Here is a 16903-nt window from a genome sequence, read left to right as displayed (position 1 = left end):
TTTTATATTTTCAAATTCCCGATTTTGTAATTCGTCGGATTTTAATGTTTCATCTTATTCAAGTTCTTTACCTGGATATTCCTGATGTTCCGGTATATGTTTATAATGATGGCGATGGCCACGGCCGTTTCGCAGGCTGATATTCCGATTGCAAACAAGGTGAAGAAAAAACCTTCCAATTGATCGGGAAAAAGGTAACGGTTGAATACCGCGAAATTGATATCAACCGAGTTCAGGATCAGCTCGATCGAGATCAAGATGGCCAATAAATTTCTGCGGGTGATGAATCCGTATATTCCTGCAAAAAGCATGACGGTGCTGATTACCAGATAATATTCCATGTGTATTTCCATGTGCTTATGTTTAGATTTTGCAATGTTTTTCTTTCGTTTTGTTTTTATCGTTTCCGGGCGATGACAATACCTCCGATCATACAAGCCAACAGCAAGACGCTAATGGCTTCAAAAGGCAGCAGGTATTGGTATTTCTCCATGCCCATTAAGGCCGTTCCGATGGTTTTCATATGAATTTCTCCATCCGCAGGCCGACTGGGGCCGAACGAATGTGTTAAAGTGATAAAAACACATAGGACCGTACCTGCCAAAGCTGTCAGTAAACCCGCGGCCATTTTGCTGTTTTTTAGTTTTTCCGCTTTATCTCCATCCGGACTGGTCAACAAAATGGAGAATACGTAAAGTATGATAATGCCTCCCGCGTAGATGGTTATTTGAACGGCACCTAAAAAGGAGTAATTAAGCTGAAAATAGATACCTGCCGTGGCAAAAAGCACGAATAACAAGTAGGTCGCAGATCGTAGAATCCTTTTTGTCGTTACCGTCAGAATGGAACAAACTACGATGACTGTTGCCAAAATAAAGAAAACGGCATCTTGTAAAGCAATATTCATAATTCAATCTATTAATATAGAGACGGGGTTGTAACAAAAGTTCCTGTTATCCCTCTCTCTTTTCGTTGTTTTGTTTTTTTTCCACTTTAGATCCTTCGCGGTTCAGTATCCTGACCAATTTTGAACGCGTGAAAACAGCGTGTTCAAACGTGGGAATAAATGTAATAGCCTGTTGGGGGCAATTTTTTACGCATAGTTGGCAAAACAGGCAACTACCTAAATCGTATTGGTATTTTACCAATACCTTTTTCTTTTTTCCCTCCTCGTCCGTCAGGAATTCCGAAGTGATTTTGATGGTTCCGTTAGGACAATTCATCTCGCAAATTCCGCAAGCAATGCACTTATGTTCGTTTTTTTCGTTATGCGGCATGGTCAATTCTCCACGGAACCGATCGAACATTTTTAGTGTGGCCCTGTTTTCAGGGTATTGTTCCGTTGTTTTCCGGGTGAAAAATTCGTTTAACGTTACCCGCATTCCGACAAGCAGCGAGTGTAATCCGCTGAAAAAGGAACTGATATATTCTTTCACGTTCATAATTCAAAGTTTAAAAGTGTAGTTTAAAAACCACGATGACGACCATTAAAAAAAGATTGAACAGGTTAATGGGCAGAAGATATCTCCATTCCAATTTAAGCAATTGGTCTATTCTTAATCGCGGAAAGGTCCATTTGAACCACATAATAATAAATATGATGACTGCCACTTTCCCGAAAAACCAGACGATGGTCGGAATGTAGTCCATGATCTGATTGAAACTTTCCCATCCCGGAATATGCAGCGGCATCCATCCTCCCCAAAACAGGGTAGTGGCAACAGCGGCCACGATAAACATGTTCAGGTATTCCGCCAAATAGAAAAATCCGAACTGCATCCCGGAATATTCCGTGTGGTATCCGGCCGTCAGCTCCGAATCGGCTTCCGGCAGGTCGAAAGGACCTCTGTTGGTTTCTGCCGTTCCGGCTATCAGATATACTACGAATGAGATAAGAGCCGGAATATGACCTCTGAAAATAAACCATCCGTTGGCTTGTTCTTCTACGATCGTGGAGAGTTGCATACTTCCCGCAAATACAACTATCGTCAAGATAGAGAGTCCGATGGAGAGTTCGTAGCTGATCATTTGGGCTCCGCTTCGCATGGCCCCGATGAGGGAGTATTTGTTATTACTGGCCCATCCGGCAAGCAGAATCCCGACGATACCGATGGAAGAGACGGCAATCAGGAAAAAAATACCCACGTGAAAATCGATAACATGCAGTCCTTTGGCAAACGGAATGCACCCGAATGCCAATACGGAGGCGACGATCACCACGAAGGGGGCTAAGTTGAATAGGAAACGGTCTACCTGATTGATTTCGATCAACTCTTTCGTGAGCATTTTAATCATATCGGCGATGCTTTGTATGATGCCGTAAGGTCCTACGCGATTAGGGCCGATCCGGCACTGGAAAAAGGCGCACACTTTTCGTTCGGCATAAATCAATACTAAGGCAATGAGTGCGTAGCCCACCAACAGGCATAACCCGATGATGACGAACTCGATCAAAGTTGCCGCGGTATGGGGCAGGAAACTTCGGAGTAAGTTGTCTATCCATTCTGTTATTGTCGAAAAATCAAACATATATGCTATTTTAGATTTATGATTTTAGATTTATAATTCCAACACTATTTGTATTCCTTACTAAACCTAAGTATCTTTTATTTTTATTTATCTGTCGAGATCCGGGACCACGTAATCTAAGGTACCTCCAATGGCGATCAGGTCGGCGATCTTGTTGTTTTGTGCCAATTGATCGACAACGGAGACCAATGTCAGACAAGGGGAACGGAACTTCATCCGGTAGGGTGTTTTTTCACCCCGGCTTTCGATGTATACTCCGAATTCTCCTCTGCTGGCCTCTACACTCTTGAAATATTGGCCTTCCGGGAGTTTAATCACCGGTTTCGTTTTTACTGCAAAATCCCCGGCCGGTATATTGTCGACCAATTGCTCCAGAATATGGAGGGATTCGAGCATCTCTTCCATCCGGACCATGTATCTGCTGAACGAGTCTCCTTCGTTATAGATGATCTCTTTGAAATCTACTTTATCATAGACTCCGTACGGCATTCGCTTGCGAACGTCGCATGCCCACCCGGAAGCTCTTCCGGAAGGTCCGGTAACGCCATAAGAGATTGCGTTCTCTTTGGATAAGATACCGATGTTTTTCAGGCGTTGCTGTGCAATGATATTTCCGGTAAATACCTCATGATACTCTTTGATCATGGGAGGTAGATAGGTGATAAACTCTTTGATCCGGCGGGTTAGGTTGGGATGAATATCTGCCATGACTCCGCCGATTACATTGTAATTCTGAATCAGACGTCCTCCGGTCGTTTCTTCCAGCATATTCAATACTTTCTCCCGGTCACGGAAACCGTAAAAGAAAGCCGTAAGAGCTCCCAAGTCCATGCATAGAGCCGACCAAAACAAGAGATGAGAAGAGAGTCTGTTCAGTTCGTCCATAAGAGTCCGGATGTATTTCACCCGTTCCGGTATTTCGATTTGCAAAGCCTCTTCGATACACATGCATAACGCGTGACGGTTTTGTTGTGCGGCTAAATAGTCCAGTCGATCCGTCAGGGCTAATGTTTGGGGATAGGTGAGGGTTTCGCACAGTTTTTCGATGCCCCGGTGGATGTAACCGCAGTTGACATCTACTTTTTTTACGATTTCACCTTCCAAGGATACTCTAAAACGAAGAACTCCGTGGGTAGCCGGATGTTGAGGACCGATGTTCACCACGTATTCGTTTTCTTTGAATACGATATTCTCTTTTTCCTGTATCTCTCCGCTTCTATTCTCCTTGTAAGTGGGGGCGGTATCCAATGTCTCATCGCTTTCTATACGGACGGGATTGATGACTTCGCTTGCGTCGTAGTCTTTTCGTAACGGGTAGCCTACCCAGTCGTTGCGTAAGAAAAGACGACGCATATCCGGATGATTGATGAAACGTATACCGAAAAAGTCGAACACTTCCCGTTCGTTTAGGTTGGCTGTTTCCCAAATATCGCTTATCGAGGGAAGTTCCGGGTTCTCCCGGTCGGTAGTGCTTGTTTTTAGGAAGATACGATGCCCGTGTATCGTGGATTCAAGTAGGTTGATGACACCCATGGAATCTCCCCAGTCCATGCCGGTCATGCATACCAAGTAATCAAAAGAGAGTTGGGGATCGTTTTTGAAAAACAAGGCTATATTTCGATATTCGGAAACCGGGACGATAACGGTGGGTATACCGTTTTCCTCTATGACGATATCCGGGTTGATATGTTTGATTTTATCTGTTAGCATAAATAGATCATTTATTTCTTCTCTTCTTTTCGATTGACTCCCCCGATGAATTTTTCAACCTTTAGTTTCCGTTGGAGTTGCATGATACCGTATAACAATGCTTCCGGCCGGGGAGGACAACCGGGTACGTAGACGTCAACCGGGATAATGGAATCAACTCCCTTAACGACATGGTATGAATTTTTGAAAGGGCCACCGGAAATAGCGCATCCGCCCATGGCGATAACATATTTCGGCTCTGCCATCTGGTCGTAAAGGCGTCTTAGTACCGGAGCCATTTTATGGACGATCGTTCCCGCTACGACAATAAAGTCGGCTTGCCGCGGACTGGCTCGGGTTACTTCGAAGCCGAAACGGGCAAAATCATAACGGGCTGCTCCGACTGCCATGTATTCGATACCGCAGCAGCTGGTCGCAAAGGTAAGAGGCCAAAGGGAGTTCGAACGTCCCCAGTTGATAACCTCGTCAAGGCATCCCATGAACACGTTTGTGCCGGATGCCCGAAGTTGTTCAAGATACTCGTTGTCATTGAACTCTTCATATTTCATGGATTTGATATTTACTTCCATTCCAACGCTCCTTTCTTCCAGGCATATGCTAATCCTAAGATTAGAATCAACATGAAAAACAATATATTTAGTAATCCGTATATGCCGGAACTTTGAACCGTGACAGCCCAGGGAAACAGAAATACGGTTTCCACGTCAAACATCAGAAACAGGATGGCAAACAGGTAATATCCTACTTTAAATTGCATCCAGGATTTTCCTCGCGTCGGGATACCGCACTCGTAGGCTTCCCCCTTTTGTTGATTGTAAGAACGGGGAGAGATCAACCGGGCTATTCCCATGGCCATGACGACAAGTGCGATGGCCGTAAGTAGCACTACTACAAATAAGGTCAGATTCATAAAATAAAATGTTAAAATGTAGATATAAAATAGATAAATCAGATGACTAATTTATACTAAAGGATAGAAAAGGAAAAAGGGATACTCTCTCTTTCAATAAACTAAATAATGATTTTGCGTAAGGCAAAAACGTAGTATTTTGTTTTGTTAAGAGTCGAATAAGGATGAAAATACCTGTTCAGATTAAAAGGTGCTAAAGACTGTGTAATGTTCTTTGCATACTTGGCATGAAACAGGTGATGGATGTAAGATTTTAGATCCGAGGTAATATGCGTGTTACCTAACGGGGCTTCTCCGAAGTAGGAAGAGATTGCTTCCAGTAAGTGGAGAATTTCATTAGAGGCTTGGCGTAAGGTTGTTTGAGCGGCATAACTCTCTCTTAACACTTCCGGTTGGGCGGAAATGGCTTGAGAAGATCCGTTCATTAAGAGAATGGATAGTGTTAATAGACTGTATTTTAGTAAATTACGCATTTGTCTCTTTTTTAAAAGGTCCACAAAGATAACTTAATTTTAAATCATAGTTCCCAAATTTGGTTGTAAAGTATGTTAATTAACAACTATTACATGCAAACGATCAGTTTACCTTGATCTTTTTCATTTTTCTTATAATAGCTCCCGTTCGAGTGACTCCTTCTATAATAATGGTGTAACTTCCTCGTTTATCCCCGGTATAGAACGAAAATTTAACGGATTTACCCGGTTCAAGCCGAATCAACGGCTGCCAGTAAAGCGTTGTTCTTTCGTCTTTGGTTGTGCTGAGCCGTACGGAGTCGATCTCGTATTTGGGTACATAAAATTCATCGGGTATTTGAATGCCTTGGGGGCTGATACGGTTTATGTTGAAATGAGTCGATGGTTTTTCAAAATGGTAATCCGGTCGGGTCGTTATCAATAGAACGGTATCCTTACAGGACGATGTATCAAAAGGGTCCGTAATATTTCTGGCGACCGGGCCGGTTAAAAGACTTATTCCCAATAAAAATCTTTTGGGTATCATGCGAACAAACGTGGAGTTACGTTCTAAAAAACCGTTTACCGTCATTGGAATTTTACGTTTCGGCGGGTATGGACCCAAAGGGTATACTTCGTCGTTGTATCTCATAAGCCCCGGAAATTTGAGAACGATCAGTTTTACGATGTCTTCTTCCGGCTCGTTGGCGATCTGAGCGGAGTCTAACCGGTAGAGATCGTCTACCCAGTTATCGTATGTCGTATATTTTTTGGGGGGTATTTTGCGAACGACCTTTACCTCGTTCAATAAGTAGATTTTTTCTCCGTTTTCGTAATAGTAGTTTTCGTAAGCGTTATTATAGAAATCGTCTTCTTCCCGGCGGATTTTTTCGTTATACGGGAAAAAGTTGGAAACGGGCAGAAACTTTTCTTTGTCAAACTCGATTTCTACCCGGTGTTTTCCTTTCTGATTTGTTGCTCTGACAACAAACTTGGTCCCGTCGATGAAAAATAAATTGTTGCAAAAACGCCCGGAAGAATCGGCTTCGGTCATCGTGATATCTCCCTTGTCGGAGAGAAAAAGTAATCTGGCTTTTCGGGCCGCTTTTCCCCAGACGTCTTTTACTTTGCCGGCAATGGATTGCCCTCGTTCTAAGTAAAATTCACACTCTTCCGTTTTCGCTTTTGCGATATCGGCGATATTGAAACGGGTCCAGCCGTGGGTGAGCATAAGGAGATCCGTGTGTCGGGCGATCGTTTCGGTCGTATCGCTGAAATAGTATCCCGGTTCTTCAATGTACCCCTTTAAATCGGAGGTCAGCAACAGGTTGGACTGAATGTCGTCGATATAATGCGACGTATCGCGGTCGGAATCGGGAACAACGGCCATGGAGAATGATCCTCTGTCGGCAATCGAGTCGAGGAGTAGTTTTACGGTGACGCTTTCGCGCGAGACGAACTCTTCTTTATCGGTAGCAATGTCCAGTTTTGCGAGATGCCCGGGACGAATAAAGAAGATTCGTTGACTGTATATTCTGTACGCGGTGTCTACGAGGACGGCATGAATGATGCCTTCCGGCAGGGTGTTGCGAAGTATTTTGCCTTCGAAATGGTGTTCGTCCGCGGGGACAAGATTAATGAGTCGTCCCCTGCATTGTAATAATAGGGTCATGCCGGGAGGAAACGATGCTTTCTCTCCTTGCATGATTTTATATTCTATAATGGAATCACGGGCTGTTAATTGAATACCGAAACCGTGGTCGACCGGAGAAGGAAGTTCGAAACGTTTGGTGATACCCTTGCTATTGGTCAGTTCGGCATAGTAACGCCTGTTGTTGTATACGGGTAATTTAAAACTACCCATTCCCTCGTGTTCGCTTTTTATTTTGGCGATGATTGTGCTGTCCGTATAGATGTGCCCTTCCACTTCGGTAGCAAGACCGTTGGTATCGATAGCCTTGAATGCGACAACCTGGTAATTGTTTGTTATTAGATTGCCTCCTTCCGGAAAGAATTGAACATCGAAGTCTGTGGATTCCATCGGAATATACAGGTAGCGATCCAGATCGACGGATGATTTGTCTTTGGTCGAGAGGTGTATGGAGTAGTCGTCAGGTTCCAGTTCGATTCGGAGAATTCCTTTATCGTCGGTACGTCTGTTCTGTGTTTTACCAGTTGCGTTGCGTTTGTTCACTTGATATTGAAAAGATTCTCTGACATAGGGAGTATTCCTGGCGTTAGTGAACGTGATTTCGGCTCTGAGGGTATTGTCTGTCGCCCGGATGTATCTGATATCGGTGTTTACTCGGGCTTCGGAAGGATTGAGAATACGGATGTTTTTTTTGAAAAAATAGTCCGTTCCTTCGTTTTGCATCCAGTAGGTGAAAGCCCGGATACAATAATTGCCTTGAACCATTTTTTCGGGTAGCCTGATGTTACCTGAAAAGGCGGAGTCCCATTCCATGAATTTGAGACGTTGAAGAACGGAGTCCTGTTTATCGGTTAATTCGACATAGAGGATTCTACTGATGACATGAGGAATATGGGTGGCGGCATCGACTTGGTGAGCTCTGAACCAAATGTCTTCACCGGCATAATAGATCTCTTTATCCGTGTGTAGGTAGATTTTTTCTTTGGGTGTTTTTTGGAAAAGATTGTAAAATTTTTCAGCTAACTCTTGTTTGAAAGGAGGAATTTCCCGAAAAGCATATAAAACGGATACCAAACAGGTTAGTAATGCAATGCGTTTCATGATGTTGTTATTTGAGTTTTATCTTTTTTGTTTTTCTTACCGTTTTCCCGTCTGAGGTTATCCCTTCGACAATGATGGAATAAGTTCCCGGTTTATCGTTCGTGTAACATGAAAGTGCTGTCGTTTTTCCGGGGTCTAACGTGATGACCGGATCCCAGAATAGGGTTACTCTTTTATCTTTTTCAGGGGCGTTGCGTATGGAGTCGATTTCGTATTTCGGAACGTAAAACTCATCCGGGATTCGAATTCCCATCGGACGTATCCGGTTTATGTTGATCTGATTGGATGGTTTTTCAAAATGATAATCGGGTTGTGTCGTAATTAAAAGAACGGAATCTTCTCCGAAAGAGTTTTTGGCAATAGAACCTGTTAATAAAGTAACTCCCAAGAAATATCTTTTGGGAATCATGTTGATAAAGGTATAACTCCTTTCCATGAATCCGTTTAATGCAACCGGAATTGTGCGAGGCGGGAACGGGCCTATGGCACATACTTGTTCGTTGTAAACCATGAGCCCGGGTATTTTCCTGGCAATAAGTTTGACGATATTCTCTTCCGGATCATTTGCGATCCGGGCGGAATCCAACCGGTAAAGATCATCGGCCCAGCTGTCGTATTTAGAGTATTTTTTGAGAGGAGCCTTGCGATTGACCTTCACTTCATTCAACAGGTACACTTTTTCCCCGTTCTCGTAATAATAATTTTGATTGAATTTGTCGTAAAACTCTTCCGCTTCTCTCATGATTTTTTCGTTGTAAGGAAAAAAGTTCGATACGGTTAAAAACGAATCCTTATCGAAATGAATCTCTACCCGTTTTTTGCCTTTTTGGTTAGTGGCTCTGACGACAAAATTAGTGCCATCGGTAAAAAACAATTGATTGTTACTGAAATATCCGGTAGAATCCGTGGTAGTCATGGTGATGCTTCCCTTGTCGGAAATAAAAAGCAAATTGGCCTTTTCAGAAGCTTTTCCCCAGACATTTTTCACTTTCCCGGTAATGGCTTGTCCTAATTCCAGATAGAAATTCATTCTGGGAGATTGATTTTTTTCCAGGTCGGCCACGTTAAACCGTGTCCAGCCGTGTGTTAACATGACCAAATCCAAGTGTCGGTTGATCTCCTCGGTCGTGTCGCTGAAGTAGTACCCGGGCTCCTCGATGTATCCTTTCAGGTCGGAGGTCATCAGCAGGTTGGAGTGGATGTTGTCGTTATAAGAGGTGGTGTCTAACCCGGAATCTTTCACCACGGCCATGGAGAACGATCCCCGGGAGGCGTTGGAGTCTAAAAGCAGACGAAGGTTTATCTTTTCCCGCGGGCCGAATGTTTCCTTATCTGTACGGATATCTACATTTGTTTGTTTCCCGGGGCGGATGAAAAACAGACGTTCGCTGTATACTTTGAAAGAGGAATCCACTAAAACGGCCTGTATTATTCCTTCCGGCAGGGAGGAGATGGTGATTTTTCCCTTTTTGTGCCGTGCATTGATAGGAATTAAGTTAAGAAGTTGTCCCCTGCATTGTATCAACAGGGAAAGTCCATCGGGGAAACGAGAGTTGTTTGCGGTAATAATCGTATAATATATACAGGAATCCTTGGAGGCCAATTGAATGCCTATCCCTTCGCTGACGACGGGTGGTAGAGCGAAACGTTTGGTGATGCCGTCCTTGTTCGTAATTTCGGCGTAGTAGTGTTTGTTCGTGTAGGCAGGGAGTTTAAAACTTCCCATTCCCTTGTGCTCGCTTTTGATTAGGACGGTAGGCATACTGTCTAAATATACGGTTCCCTCGATTTCTGTTGAAAGCCCGTTGGAATCGATGGCTTTAAAGGCAACTCGTTGGTAATTGTTGCTAAGTAAATTTCCTCCTTCCGGGAAAAATTGTACGTCGAAGTCTGTTACCTCCTTGGGTATATAGAGGTAACGGTCACATTCGATGGAGGAGTCGTCTTTCGTGCTCAAGTATATGATACGGTCATCCGGCTGGAGTTGAACGCGTAAAATACCGTTATCGTCGGTGCGGGCGGAGCGGATTTTACCTGTTTGGTTTTGTTTATTTACCTGATATATAAACATTTGCTTGTTGTGGACGATGTTCATGGCGTTCGATAACCTGATCTCTGCCGTTAACCTGCCGTTCTCTTGCCTGATGTATTTCACTTCGGTATTGATTCTGGCTTCATGCGGGTTCACTACCCGGATGTTTTTTTTGAAAAAGTAGTCGGTTCCCTCGTTTTGCATCCAATACGTGAAGGCCCGTATGCAATAATCTCCTTGCTTTATATCTTCCGGCAGATTGATGTTGCCGTAAAAAGTGGAGTCCCATTCCCTGAATTTGAGGCGCTGAATGACGGAATCCCTCTTGTCCGATAGTTCCACGTATATGAGTCTGCTGAGAAGTATCGGAATATTCGTAAAAGCATTTACCATGTAACTTCTGAACCAAACGGTATCTCCTGCGATATATATATCTTTGTCGGTATGTAGGTAGAGTTTTTCTTTAGGATATTTTTGGAAAAGGTTATAGAATAGATCGGATATTTCTTCCTCAAATGGAGGATGCTCCTGAAAGGCATATAGTGAAACTATTATACTAAATAGCAATGATATTCGTTTCATGATGGGTTAGATTTGGTTCATTTCTCTAAGCGATGTTTTTCCAAGTTAATGTTTTTATTTTGAATACACCGAAGCGGATTGATTTTTGTGTGAAATTAAGTATTATTATTCTTTTACAAATCCGCTTAGTCTTAACGTGTAAGTTTGAGAGGAGATATTGCAAAATATTCGGATGGTTTTGGAGAAATGTCCCAGGGAGTTGGGTGTAAAGGTAATTTGAATCTTTTCTGTTTTCCCGGGCAATAGAGGTTTTTTATTCCATGTCACATCGGTACATCCGCATGATGTTTCTATTTTTTTTATGATCAATGGGAAATGACCTGTATTTTTAATTTCAAATATGGTTTTTTTCGACTCGCTGTACCGGAAGGTATCTAAATAGACCGAATCCCGGTTTACTTCGATTGCAGTCTGTTGTTGCTTTGGCTTGTCGAAAGTAGCATCCTCTGAAAAAAGAAAAAAGAGAACAACGATAGAGCTAACGGCGATGATGATAAACCAGTATTTTTTTTTCATTTTTTTCTGTATTATGTGGTATAAAGATAAAGGTTATCGGAAAAAAAATCGATATATTCTGAAATAAAATCTGAAAAAATAAAAAAATAAAATGATTTAGTCTGTTCGAAACGGTCAAAGCTTTTTGATTTTATTAATTTTGTATCGCTTTCGGAATCTATTCATTGGAAGGTAAATATAATTATTTATGAGTGATGTCATTAATCATGAATGTGGGATTGCATTCATTCGGTTATTAAAGCCCTTGGAATATTATCGGGAAAAATACGGGTCATACCTATACGGTTTGAATCGTTTGTATATTTTGATGGAAAAACAGCGAAATCGTGGGCAGGACGGTGCTGGAGTCGTGGGAGTAAAGTTGGATATGGCTCCGGGATTTAAATACATGGACCGAGTACGTTCGTGTGATGCCAATCCGATTCAAGAGGTGTTTGACAAGATCCACGAATCTATTCACGCGGAGGAGGTAAAAGAGAAAGATGCGGTTTGGAGTAAACAGAATCTCCCGTTTGTTTCGGAGATTTATCTGGGACATTTGCGTTATGCTACTTTCGGAAAAAATAATATTGATTATGTACATCCGTTGAAGCGGGCGAGTAACTGGCGTTCCCGTAATCTGGCATTGGCGGCTAATTTTAACCTGACAAACGTGGATGAGTTGTTTGAAAGCCTGATTCAGGCGGGTCAACATCCCCGGAACTATTCCGATACGGTAACTTTATTGGAAAAAGTCGGTTATTACTTAGATAATGAGATTCAGGATCGGTATCGGGATTACCGGGATCAGGGATATGCGAAACAGGATATTTCGTCCTTAATAGAGGAGCATTTGGACTTGGTCGGTGTTTTGTCCAGGAGTAGTGCCGACTGGGATGGCGGATACGCGGTTGCGGGAGTGGTAGGGCACGGAGATGCTTTTGTAATGCGTGATCCTTGGGGTATTCGTCCGGCTTATTATTATAAAGACGAAGAAGTGGTCGTCGTGGCTTCAGAAGGGGCTGTCATTCAAACGGCATTCCGTGTAGACGATGCGAATATACGGGAAATTCGTCCGGGATATGCCTTGATTGTAAAAAAGGATGGTTCTGTTCGGGAAGAGTTGGTACGGGAACCGCGGCAAAAAAGCAGTTGTTCTTTTGAAAGGATTTATTTTTCACGGGGGAACGACCGAAGTATTTATCGGGAGCGGAAAAGGTTAGGGGAGTTATTGACGCCTCAGCTGTTGAAAACGATAGAGGGTGACCTGGATAATACCGTTTTCTCTTTTATTCCGAACACGGCTGAAACTTCTTTTTACGGAATGGTAAAAGGGATACAACAGTATATGGTCGAAGATAAAAAAAGATTGATCCGGGAGGGGAAAGCGAATTGGTGCGAAGAGACGTTGGATGCAATTATCTGTAAAGAACCTCGTGTTGAAAAGATTGTCATCAAGGATGCTAAATTGCGTACTTTTATCACTGGGGACGAAGGACGTGACGATATGGTCGGACATGTATATGATGTAACCTACGGAGCTGTAAAGGATACGGATAATTTAGTGGTAATCGACGACTCCATTGTTCGCGGAACGACTTTAAAAAGGAGTATTTTACGGATATTGGACAGTTTGCACCCTAAACGAATTATTGTTGTCTCTTCGGCTCCCCAGATACGGTATCCGGATTGTTACGGGATAGATATGAACCGGATGGGAGAATTTATTGCCTTTAACGCGGCCATAGAGTTACTGAAAGAACGGAATATGATTCGTTTAATTGATGAGGTTTATCAAAAATGCAAACGACAGGAGAAACTTCCTAAAGAGCAGATAAGAAATTACGTGAAAGAGATTTACGCCCCTTTCAGTAATGAAGAAATTTCCGATAAAATAGCCCAGATGGTAAAAAGTGATGCCATAAAAGCCGAAATAAAAGTAGTTTTCCAAACCGTTGAAAATCTTCACGAAGCATGTCCTGGCAATACCGGGGATTGGTATTTTACCGGAAACTATCCGACACCCGGGGGAAATAAGGTCGTCAATACGGCTTATATCAATTGGATGGAAGGACGTAATGAACGTTCTTATTGATTTGATTTTTTTATTCAGAACAAGCGAATAAAAAATTCCGGGGAGGAATAAGGGGTCCTCGCCCGGAATTGGGATATATTCCCTTTTGGTTATTAATCATTATAAATCTATTGCTTTAGACCTGTATTATTTACGTTATCATAGTAAAAATAGATTCACTAAATTTGTAAATTATTCCATATAAATAAAACCCTGTTTTTTGTGACAAAATAAAATATTTTTCTTCATATATAAAATACGCCGACCTTTATTAGGTACTACTCTTTTTAAAAATTTAACATTTGGATGTTGTTTTTTTTTGATTTTTTCTATTGAAAATGTTTTTTTTAAAAGAGAATAGAACGATAAATACAGGTAAGGTAAAAGGCTCCTGTTTTCCAATAATCGTTGCGGAGCAAAGCACTTACGTGCGGGTGTTTATTGATGTTGATCGGTAAAAGAGACTTGAATACGATGAGAAAATCCTGAATTCCGGCTTTGAATTTTATTTATTTTTTCATAAAACGATCCATTTCCCTTTTGGCATCTTTCTCTTTTAAAGATTCTCGTTTGTCGAACTCTTTTTTACCGCGGGCCAGTGCAATTCGGAGTTTGGCAAAGCCTTTTTCAGTTAAAAAGAGCCGGATCGGGACGATCGTCAGGCCGGATTCTTTTGTTTTACGTTCCAGTTTGACCAACTCTTTTTTCTGAAGTAACAGTTTACGTTCGCGTCGTTCGATATGATTGTAATAGGTGCCTAACTTGTATTCGGCCACATACATTCCTTTTACCCACAGTTCCCCATTATGGAAATAGCAATAGGCATCCACCAGGCTGGCTTTGCCGGCGCGAATGGATTTGATTTCGGTTCCTGTCAATACAATGCCGGCCGTGTATTCTTCTATAAATTCGTAATCGAAAGAGGCTCGTTTGTTTCTTATATTGATGTTTTCCATAATTTTTTCTTTACGCGTTAATAGCCGGGATTCTAAAAATAATTGTCAAGAGTCTCGTAATGATAATGGGGGTGCAAATAATCAGTAATCCGATAATAATAACGGCACTTTTTTTGTATCGTGTATTTAATCCCGATATCGTATTTAATCCGATGTATAATATTCTAAGCGAGAGAAGACTGAGAATAGCCATCACGTCTCCGATAAAATTTTGCGTAAAACCGACGGCAAGGCTATGAAATAGAATGAATACAGCCGAACTGTAGACGGATAGTTGCAAGGCTGTCTTGCCCGGGTTTATCGTTTTGTTAGAAAGATATTCCCGCGTAAGACGGAAGCAGACGTAACATCCCGCGGTACAGGCAATGAAATTAATGATTCCCCATCCCAAAGCGACCATGGCATCATTGCTCGCAAGCCTGAGCAAAAAGACCAGGATGGAAAATAGAAGCGTCGGCAAGACGATGTAGTTTCTGAAAAGTTCGATCCTTCCCGTCTCGTCCGTTCTAATTGTATCCCATTCTGCTTCCGGGTTCGTCAGCAAATGTTTCAATCGAATTGCTATGTATTTTAAATGTACGTTACTCATTTGACTTGCAAAAATATGATTTTTTATTCAATTAAGTTCCCGGATTCTTATTTTGTTTTAGCATGATCGGGAATGGGATGGTTTCCGTTTTGGTTAAAATAGTCGGCTCGTAAATAAATTTAAAAATCAGCCACGGGAAGTAACATTTTTTTTGTTTTATACGTTTATTCCTCGTATCTAAGTGAATGGAAAAGGTTTTTCGTTATCTTTTTATTTTCGTTGATTTAATGATAGAAGTTATGGAAATCTTTTATGCGGCATTGCCTATTCTTTTATTGATTATCCTGATGGGATTCTTTAAAATGTCGGGGGATGCAAGCAGTGCGATTACTTTGATCGTAACGGCATTTTTGGCTATGTTTGCTTTTCATAGTTCGCTACGGGATACGGCACTTTCTTTTGTGTACGGTATGTTAAAGGCGCTGGTTCCTATCCTTTTTATTATCCTGATGGCTATATATAGTTATAACGTATTGTTACGTACGAAAAAAATAGAGGTGTTGAAGCAACAATTTTCCTCTATTTCCACGGATAAAAGCATACAAGTACTTTTGATTACCTGGGGATTTGGCGGGTTGTTGGAGGGGATGGCAGGATTTGGTACCGCTGTTGCCATCCCGGCAGCCATATTGATTAGCCTGGGGTTCCGGCCGCTTTTTTCTGCTGTCGTGAGTTTGATTGCCAATAGTGTTCCGACGGCTTTTGGCGCCGTGGGGGTGCCTGTGATTGTTTTGGCTCAGGAAACGGGTTTGCCGGTAAGTCCTTTGAGTACGGCTGTGGTGCTTCAATTATCCGTGTTGATGTTTTTAGTACCTTTCGTCCTTACGTTTTTAGCAGATCCAAAACTTAAATCTTTACCTAAAAATTTGGTATTAAGTATGTTGGTCGGAAGTTTTTCTTTAGCTGCCCAGTATTTGTCGGCTCGTTATATAGGAGCGGAAACTCCGGCCATTATCGGTAGTATTGTTGCGGCGGTCGTTATTGTTTTTTTCGGAAAGTTGATTCGTAAAGAGGGGGAGAAAAGAGTAGAATCTCCGTATCGGGGAAAAGAGATCGTGTCGGCATGGATGGTTTATGTTTTGATTATGTTTTTCGTGTTGGTAACGAGTCCGATATTTCCGACGATAAAAAACTCTTTACAATCCGTTGGGGTATCAACCGTTTCTTTTACCATTCGCGGAGAGGAAAACCGGTATGTTATTCAGTGGTTGACCCAAGGGGGAGTCCTTTTGTTTTTAGGTTCCTTTATCGGGGGATTGATTCAAGGAGCTTCAGCCGGAGTGCTGTCGCGTTTACTTTGGAAAACGTTCATTCAATTGAGAAAAACGGTCGTTACGGTGATTTGTTTGGTCGGCCTCTCTTCCGTCATGGAGACAGCCGGAATGATACAGGTTTTGGCAATGGCTTTATCTGCGGCGACCGGGGCTTTGTACCCGTTTTTTGCTCCGACGATCGGGGCTTTAGGTACTTTTTTAACCGGAAGCGATACGTCGGCTAATATCCTTTTTGGAAAGTTGCAAGCAGGGGTTGCGGAACATATTCAAGTGGATCCCAATTGGTTGTCTGCCGCCAATACTGCCGGAGCGACGGGAGGAAAAATTATCTCTCCGCAAAGTATTGCAATTGCAACGTCGGCGACTGATCAGCAGGGACAGGAGGGAGATATATTGAAGGCGGCTGTTCCTTACGCGTTAGCCTATGTTATAATTACAGGAGTTATTGTTTGTTTATTCGCGTGAAAGAAATTTAAACGCTAAAGATTGTATTTTTGGAAAGATGAATGTATTACAATGAAAAAATGGGATAGAATCCGTTTTTCAAA

Annotated in this window: 15 protein-coding genes; 2 read left to right on the top strand and 13 right to left on the bottom strand. The window is 42.2% G+C overall.

The window, feature by feature from the left end; genetic code table 11:
- Nucleotides 1-41: 41 nt before the first annotated feature.
- The 11 genes from nuoK to PGR74_RS12300 form a co-directional block, all read right to left on the bottom strand.
- A complete protein-coding gene (gene nuoK / locus PGR74_RS12350) occupies nt 42-341 on the bottom strand; it encodes an NADH-quinone oxidoreductase subunit NuoK (RefSeq protein ID WP_041504607.1) in 300 nt (99 codons plus the stop codon).
- 56 nt (nt 342-397) lie between these two features.
- On the bottom strand, nt 398-907 hold the full coding sequence (locus tag PGR74_RS12345; protein WP_041504556.1) for an NADH-quinone oxidoreductase subunit J family protein: 510 nt from the start codon (nt 905-907) through the stop codon (nt 398-400).
- Nucleotides 908-953: 46 nt separating this feature from the next.
- On the bottom strand, nt 954-1442 hold the full coding sequence (locus tag PGR74_RS12340; protein WP_041504555.1) for a 4Fe-4S binding protein: 489 nt from the start codon (nt 1440-1442) through the stop codon (nt 954-956).
- Between the two features lie 10 nt (nt 1443-1452).
- Entirely contained in the window at nt 1453-2529 is a 1077-nt protein-coding gene (gene nuoH, locus PGR74_RS12335) for an NADH-quinone oxidoreductase subunit NuoH (RefSeq protein ID WP_041504554.1), read from the bottom strand.
- 87 nt (nt 2530-2616) lie between these two features.
- Nucleotides 2617-4239 (bottom strand): NADH-quinone oxidoreductase subunit C, encoded by a 1623-nt coding sequence (locus PGR74_RS12330; RefSeq protein WP_041504606.1) that lies wholly within the window; start codon nt 4237-4239, stop codon nt 2617-2619.
- Nucleotides 4240-4250: 11 nt separating this feature from the next.
- On the bottom strand, nt 4251-4808 hold the full coding sequence (locus PGR74_RS12325; protein ID WP_082027585.1) for an NADH-quinone oxidoreductase subunit B: 558 nt from the start codon (nt 4806-4808) through the stop codon (nt 4251-4253).
- Nucleotides 4799-5149 (bottom strand): NADH-quinone oxidoreductase subunit A, encoded by a 351-nt coding sequence (locus PGR74_RS12320; RefSeq protein ID WP_041504553.1) that lies wholly within the window; start codon nt 5147-5149, stop codon nt 4799-4801. Before PGR74_RS12320 ends, PGR74_RS12325 begins: the two co-directional genes overlap by 10 nt.
- A 101-nt stretch (nt 5150-5250) precedes the next feature.
- A complete protein-coding gene (locus tag PGR74_RS12315; protein WP_146216447.1) occupies nt 5251-5622 on the bottom strand; it encodes a hypothetical protein in 372 nt (123 codons plus the stop codon).
- A 103-nt stretch (nt 5623-5725) separates the two neighbouring features.
- Complete coding sequence (locus PGR74_RS12310) at nt 5726-8353, bottom strand: hypothetical protein (RefSeq protein WP_041504551.1); 2628 nt, start codon at nt 8351-8353, stop codon at nt 5726-5728.
- 7 nt (nt 8354-8360) lie between these two features.
- Nucleotides 8361-10967, bottom strand: coding sequence for a hypothetical protein (locus PGR74_RS12305; protein ID WP_041504550.1), 2607 nt, complete (start codon nt 10965-10967; stop codon nt 8361-8363).
- A gap of 105 nt (nt 10968-11072) precedes the next feature.
- Entirely contained in the window at nt 11073-11483 is a 411-nt protein-coding gene (locus PGR74_RS12300) for a DUF1573 domain-containing protein (protein ID WP_041504549.1), read from the bottom strand.
- A 187-nt stretch (nt 11484-11670) separates the two neighbouring features.
- Here PGR74_RS12300 and PGR74_RS12295 point away from each other — a divergent pair, with 187 nt between their 5' ends.
- On the top strand, nt 11671-13557 hold the full coding sequence (locus PGR74_RS12295; protein ID WP_041504548.1) for a hypothetical protein: 1887 nt from the start codon (nt 11671-11673) through the stop codon (nt 13555-13557).
- Between the two features lie 488 nt (nt 13558-14045).
- Here PGR74_RS12295 and smpB read toward each other — a convergent pair whose 3' ends face one another.
- Together smpB and PGR74_RS12285 are read right to left on the bottom strand one after the other, a co-directional pair.
- Entirely contained in the window at nt 14046-14492 is a 447-nt protein-coding gene (smpB, locus tag PGR74_RS12290; protein WP_041504546.1) for an SsrA-binding protein SmpB, read from the bottom strand.
- A gap of 10 nt (nt 14493-14502) precedes the next feature.
- Complete coding sequence (locus PGR74_RS12285; RefSeq protein WP_041504545.1) at nt 14503-15081, bottom strand: YIP1 family protein; 579 nt, start codon at nt 15079-15081, stop codon at nt 14503-14505.
- A gap of 239 nt (nt 15082-15320) precedes the next feature.
- On the opposite strand from PGR74_RS12285, the gene PGR74_RS12280 reads away from it, so the two are divergent.
- Complete coding sequence (locus PGR74_RS12280; RefSeq protein ID WP_041504605.1) at nt 15321-16820, top strand: L-lactate permease; 1500 nt, start codon at nt 15321-15323, stop codon at nt 16818-16820.
- The last annotated feature ends 83 nt before the right edge of the window (nt 16821-16903 follow it).

This window comes from Sanguibacteroides sp. AM78-02pH3A, assembly GCF_027666085.1.
Taxonomy (GTDB): Bacteria; Bacteroidota; Bacteroidia; order Bacteroidales; family Marinifilaceae; genus Gabonibacter; species Gabonibacter massiliensis.
This window is presented reverse-complemented; position numbering and strand designations above follow the sequence as displayed.

What these genes read in the sequence shown, in the direction of transcription:
- PGR74_RS12285 (WP_041504545.1), bottom strand. Translation starts at nt 15,081, where the DNA reads ATGAGTAACGTACATTTAAAATACATAGCAATTCGATTGAAACATTTG.
- nuoK (WP_041504607.1), bottom strand. Translation starts at nt 341, where the DNA reads ATGGAATATTATCTGGTAATCAGCACCGTCATGCTTTTTGCAGGAATA.
- PGR74_RS12295 (WP_041504548.1), top strand. Translation starts at nt 11,671, where the DNA reads ATGAGTGATGTCATTAATCATGAATGTGGGATTGCATTCATTCGGTTA.
- PGR74_RS12315 (WP_146216447.1), bottom strand. Translation starts at nt 5,622, where the DNA reads ATGCGTAATTTACTAAAATACAGTCTATTAACACTATCCATTCTCTTA.
- PGR74_RS12345 (WP_041504556.1), bottom strand. Translation starts at nt 907, where the DNA reads ATGAATATTGCTTTACAAGATGCCGTTTTCTTTATTTTGGCAACAGTC.
- smpB (WP_041504546.1), bottom strand. Translation starts at nt 14,492, where the DNA reads ATGGAAAACATCAATATAAGAAACAAACGAGCCTCTTTCGATTACGAA.
- PGR74_RS12330 (WP_041504606.1), bottom strand. Translation starts at nt 4,239, where the DNA reads ATGCTAACAGATAAAATCAAACATATCAACCCGGATATCGTCATAGAG.
- nuoH (WP_041504554.1), bottom strand. Translation starts at nt 2,529, where the DNA reads ATGTTTGATTTTTCGACAATAACAGAATGGATAGACAACTTACTCCGA.
- PGR74_RS12340 (WP_041504555.1), bottom strand. Translation starts at nt 1,442, where the DNA reads ATGAACGTGAAAGAATATATCAGTTCCTTTTTCAGCGGATTACACTCG.
- PGR74_RS12320 (WP_041504553.1), bottom strand. Translation starts at nt 5,149, where the DNA reads ATGAATCTGACCTTATTTGTAGTAGTGCTACTTACGGCCATCGCACTT.
- PGR74_RS12280 (WP_041504605.1), top strand. Translation starts at nt 15,321, where the DNA reads ATGGAAATCTTTTATGCGGCATTGCCTATTCTTTTATTGATTATCCTG.
- PGR74_RS12300 (WP_041504549.1), bottom strand. Translation starts at nt 11,483, where the DNA reads ATGAAAAAAAAATACTGGTTTATCATCATCGCCGTTAGCTCTATCGTT.
- PGR74_RS12325 (WP_082027585.1), bottom strand. Translation starts at nt 4,808, where the DNA reads ATGGAAGTAAATATCAAATCCATGAAATATGAAGAGTTCAATGACAAC.
- PGR74_RS12310 (WP_041504551.1), bottom strand. Translation starts at nt 8,353, where the DNA reads ATGAAACGCATTGCATTACTAACCTGTTTGGTATCCGTTTTATATGCT.
- PGR74_RS12305 (WP_041504550.1), bottom strand. Translation starts at nt 10,967, where the DNA reads ATGAAACGAATATCATTGCTATTTAGTATAATAGTTTCACTATATGCC.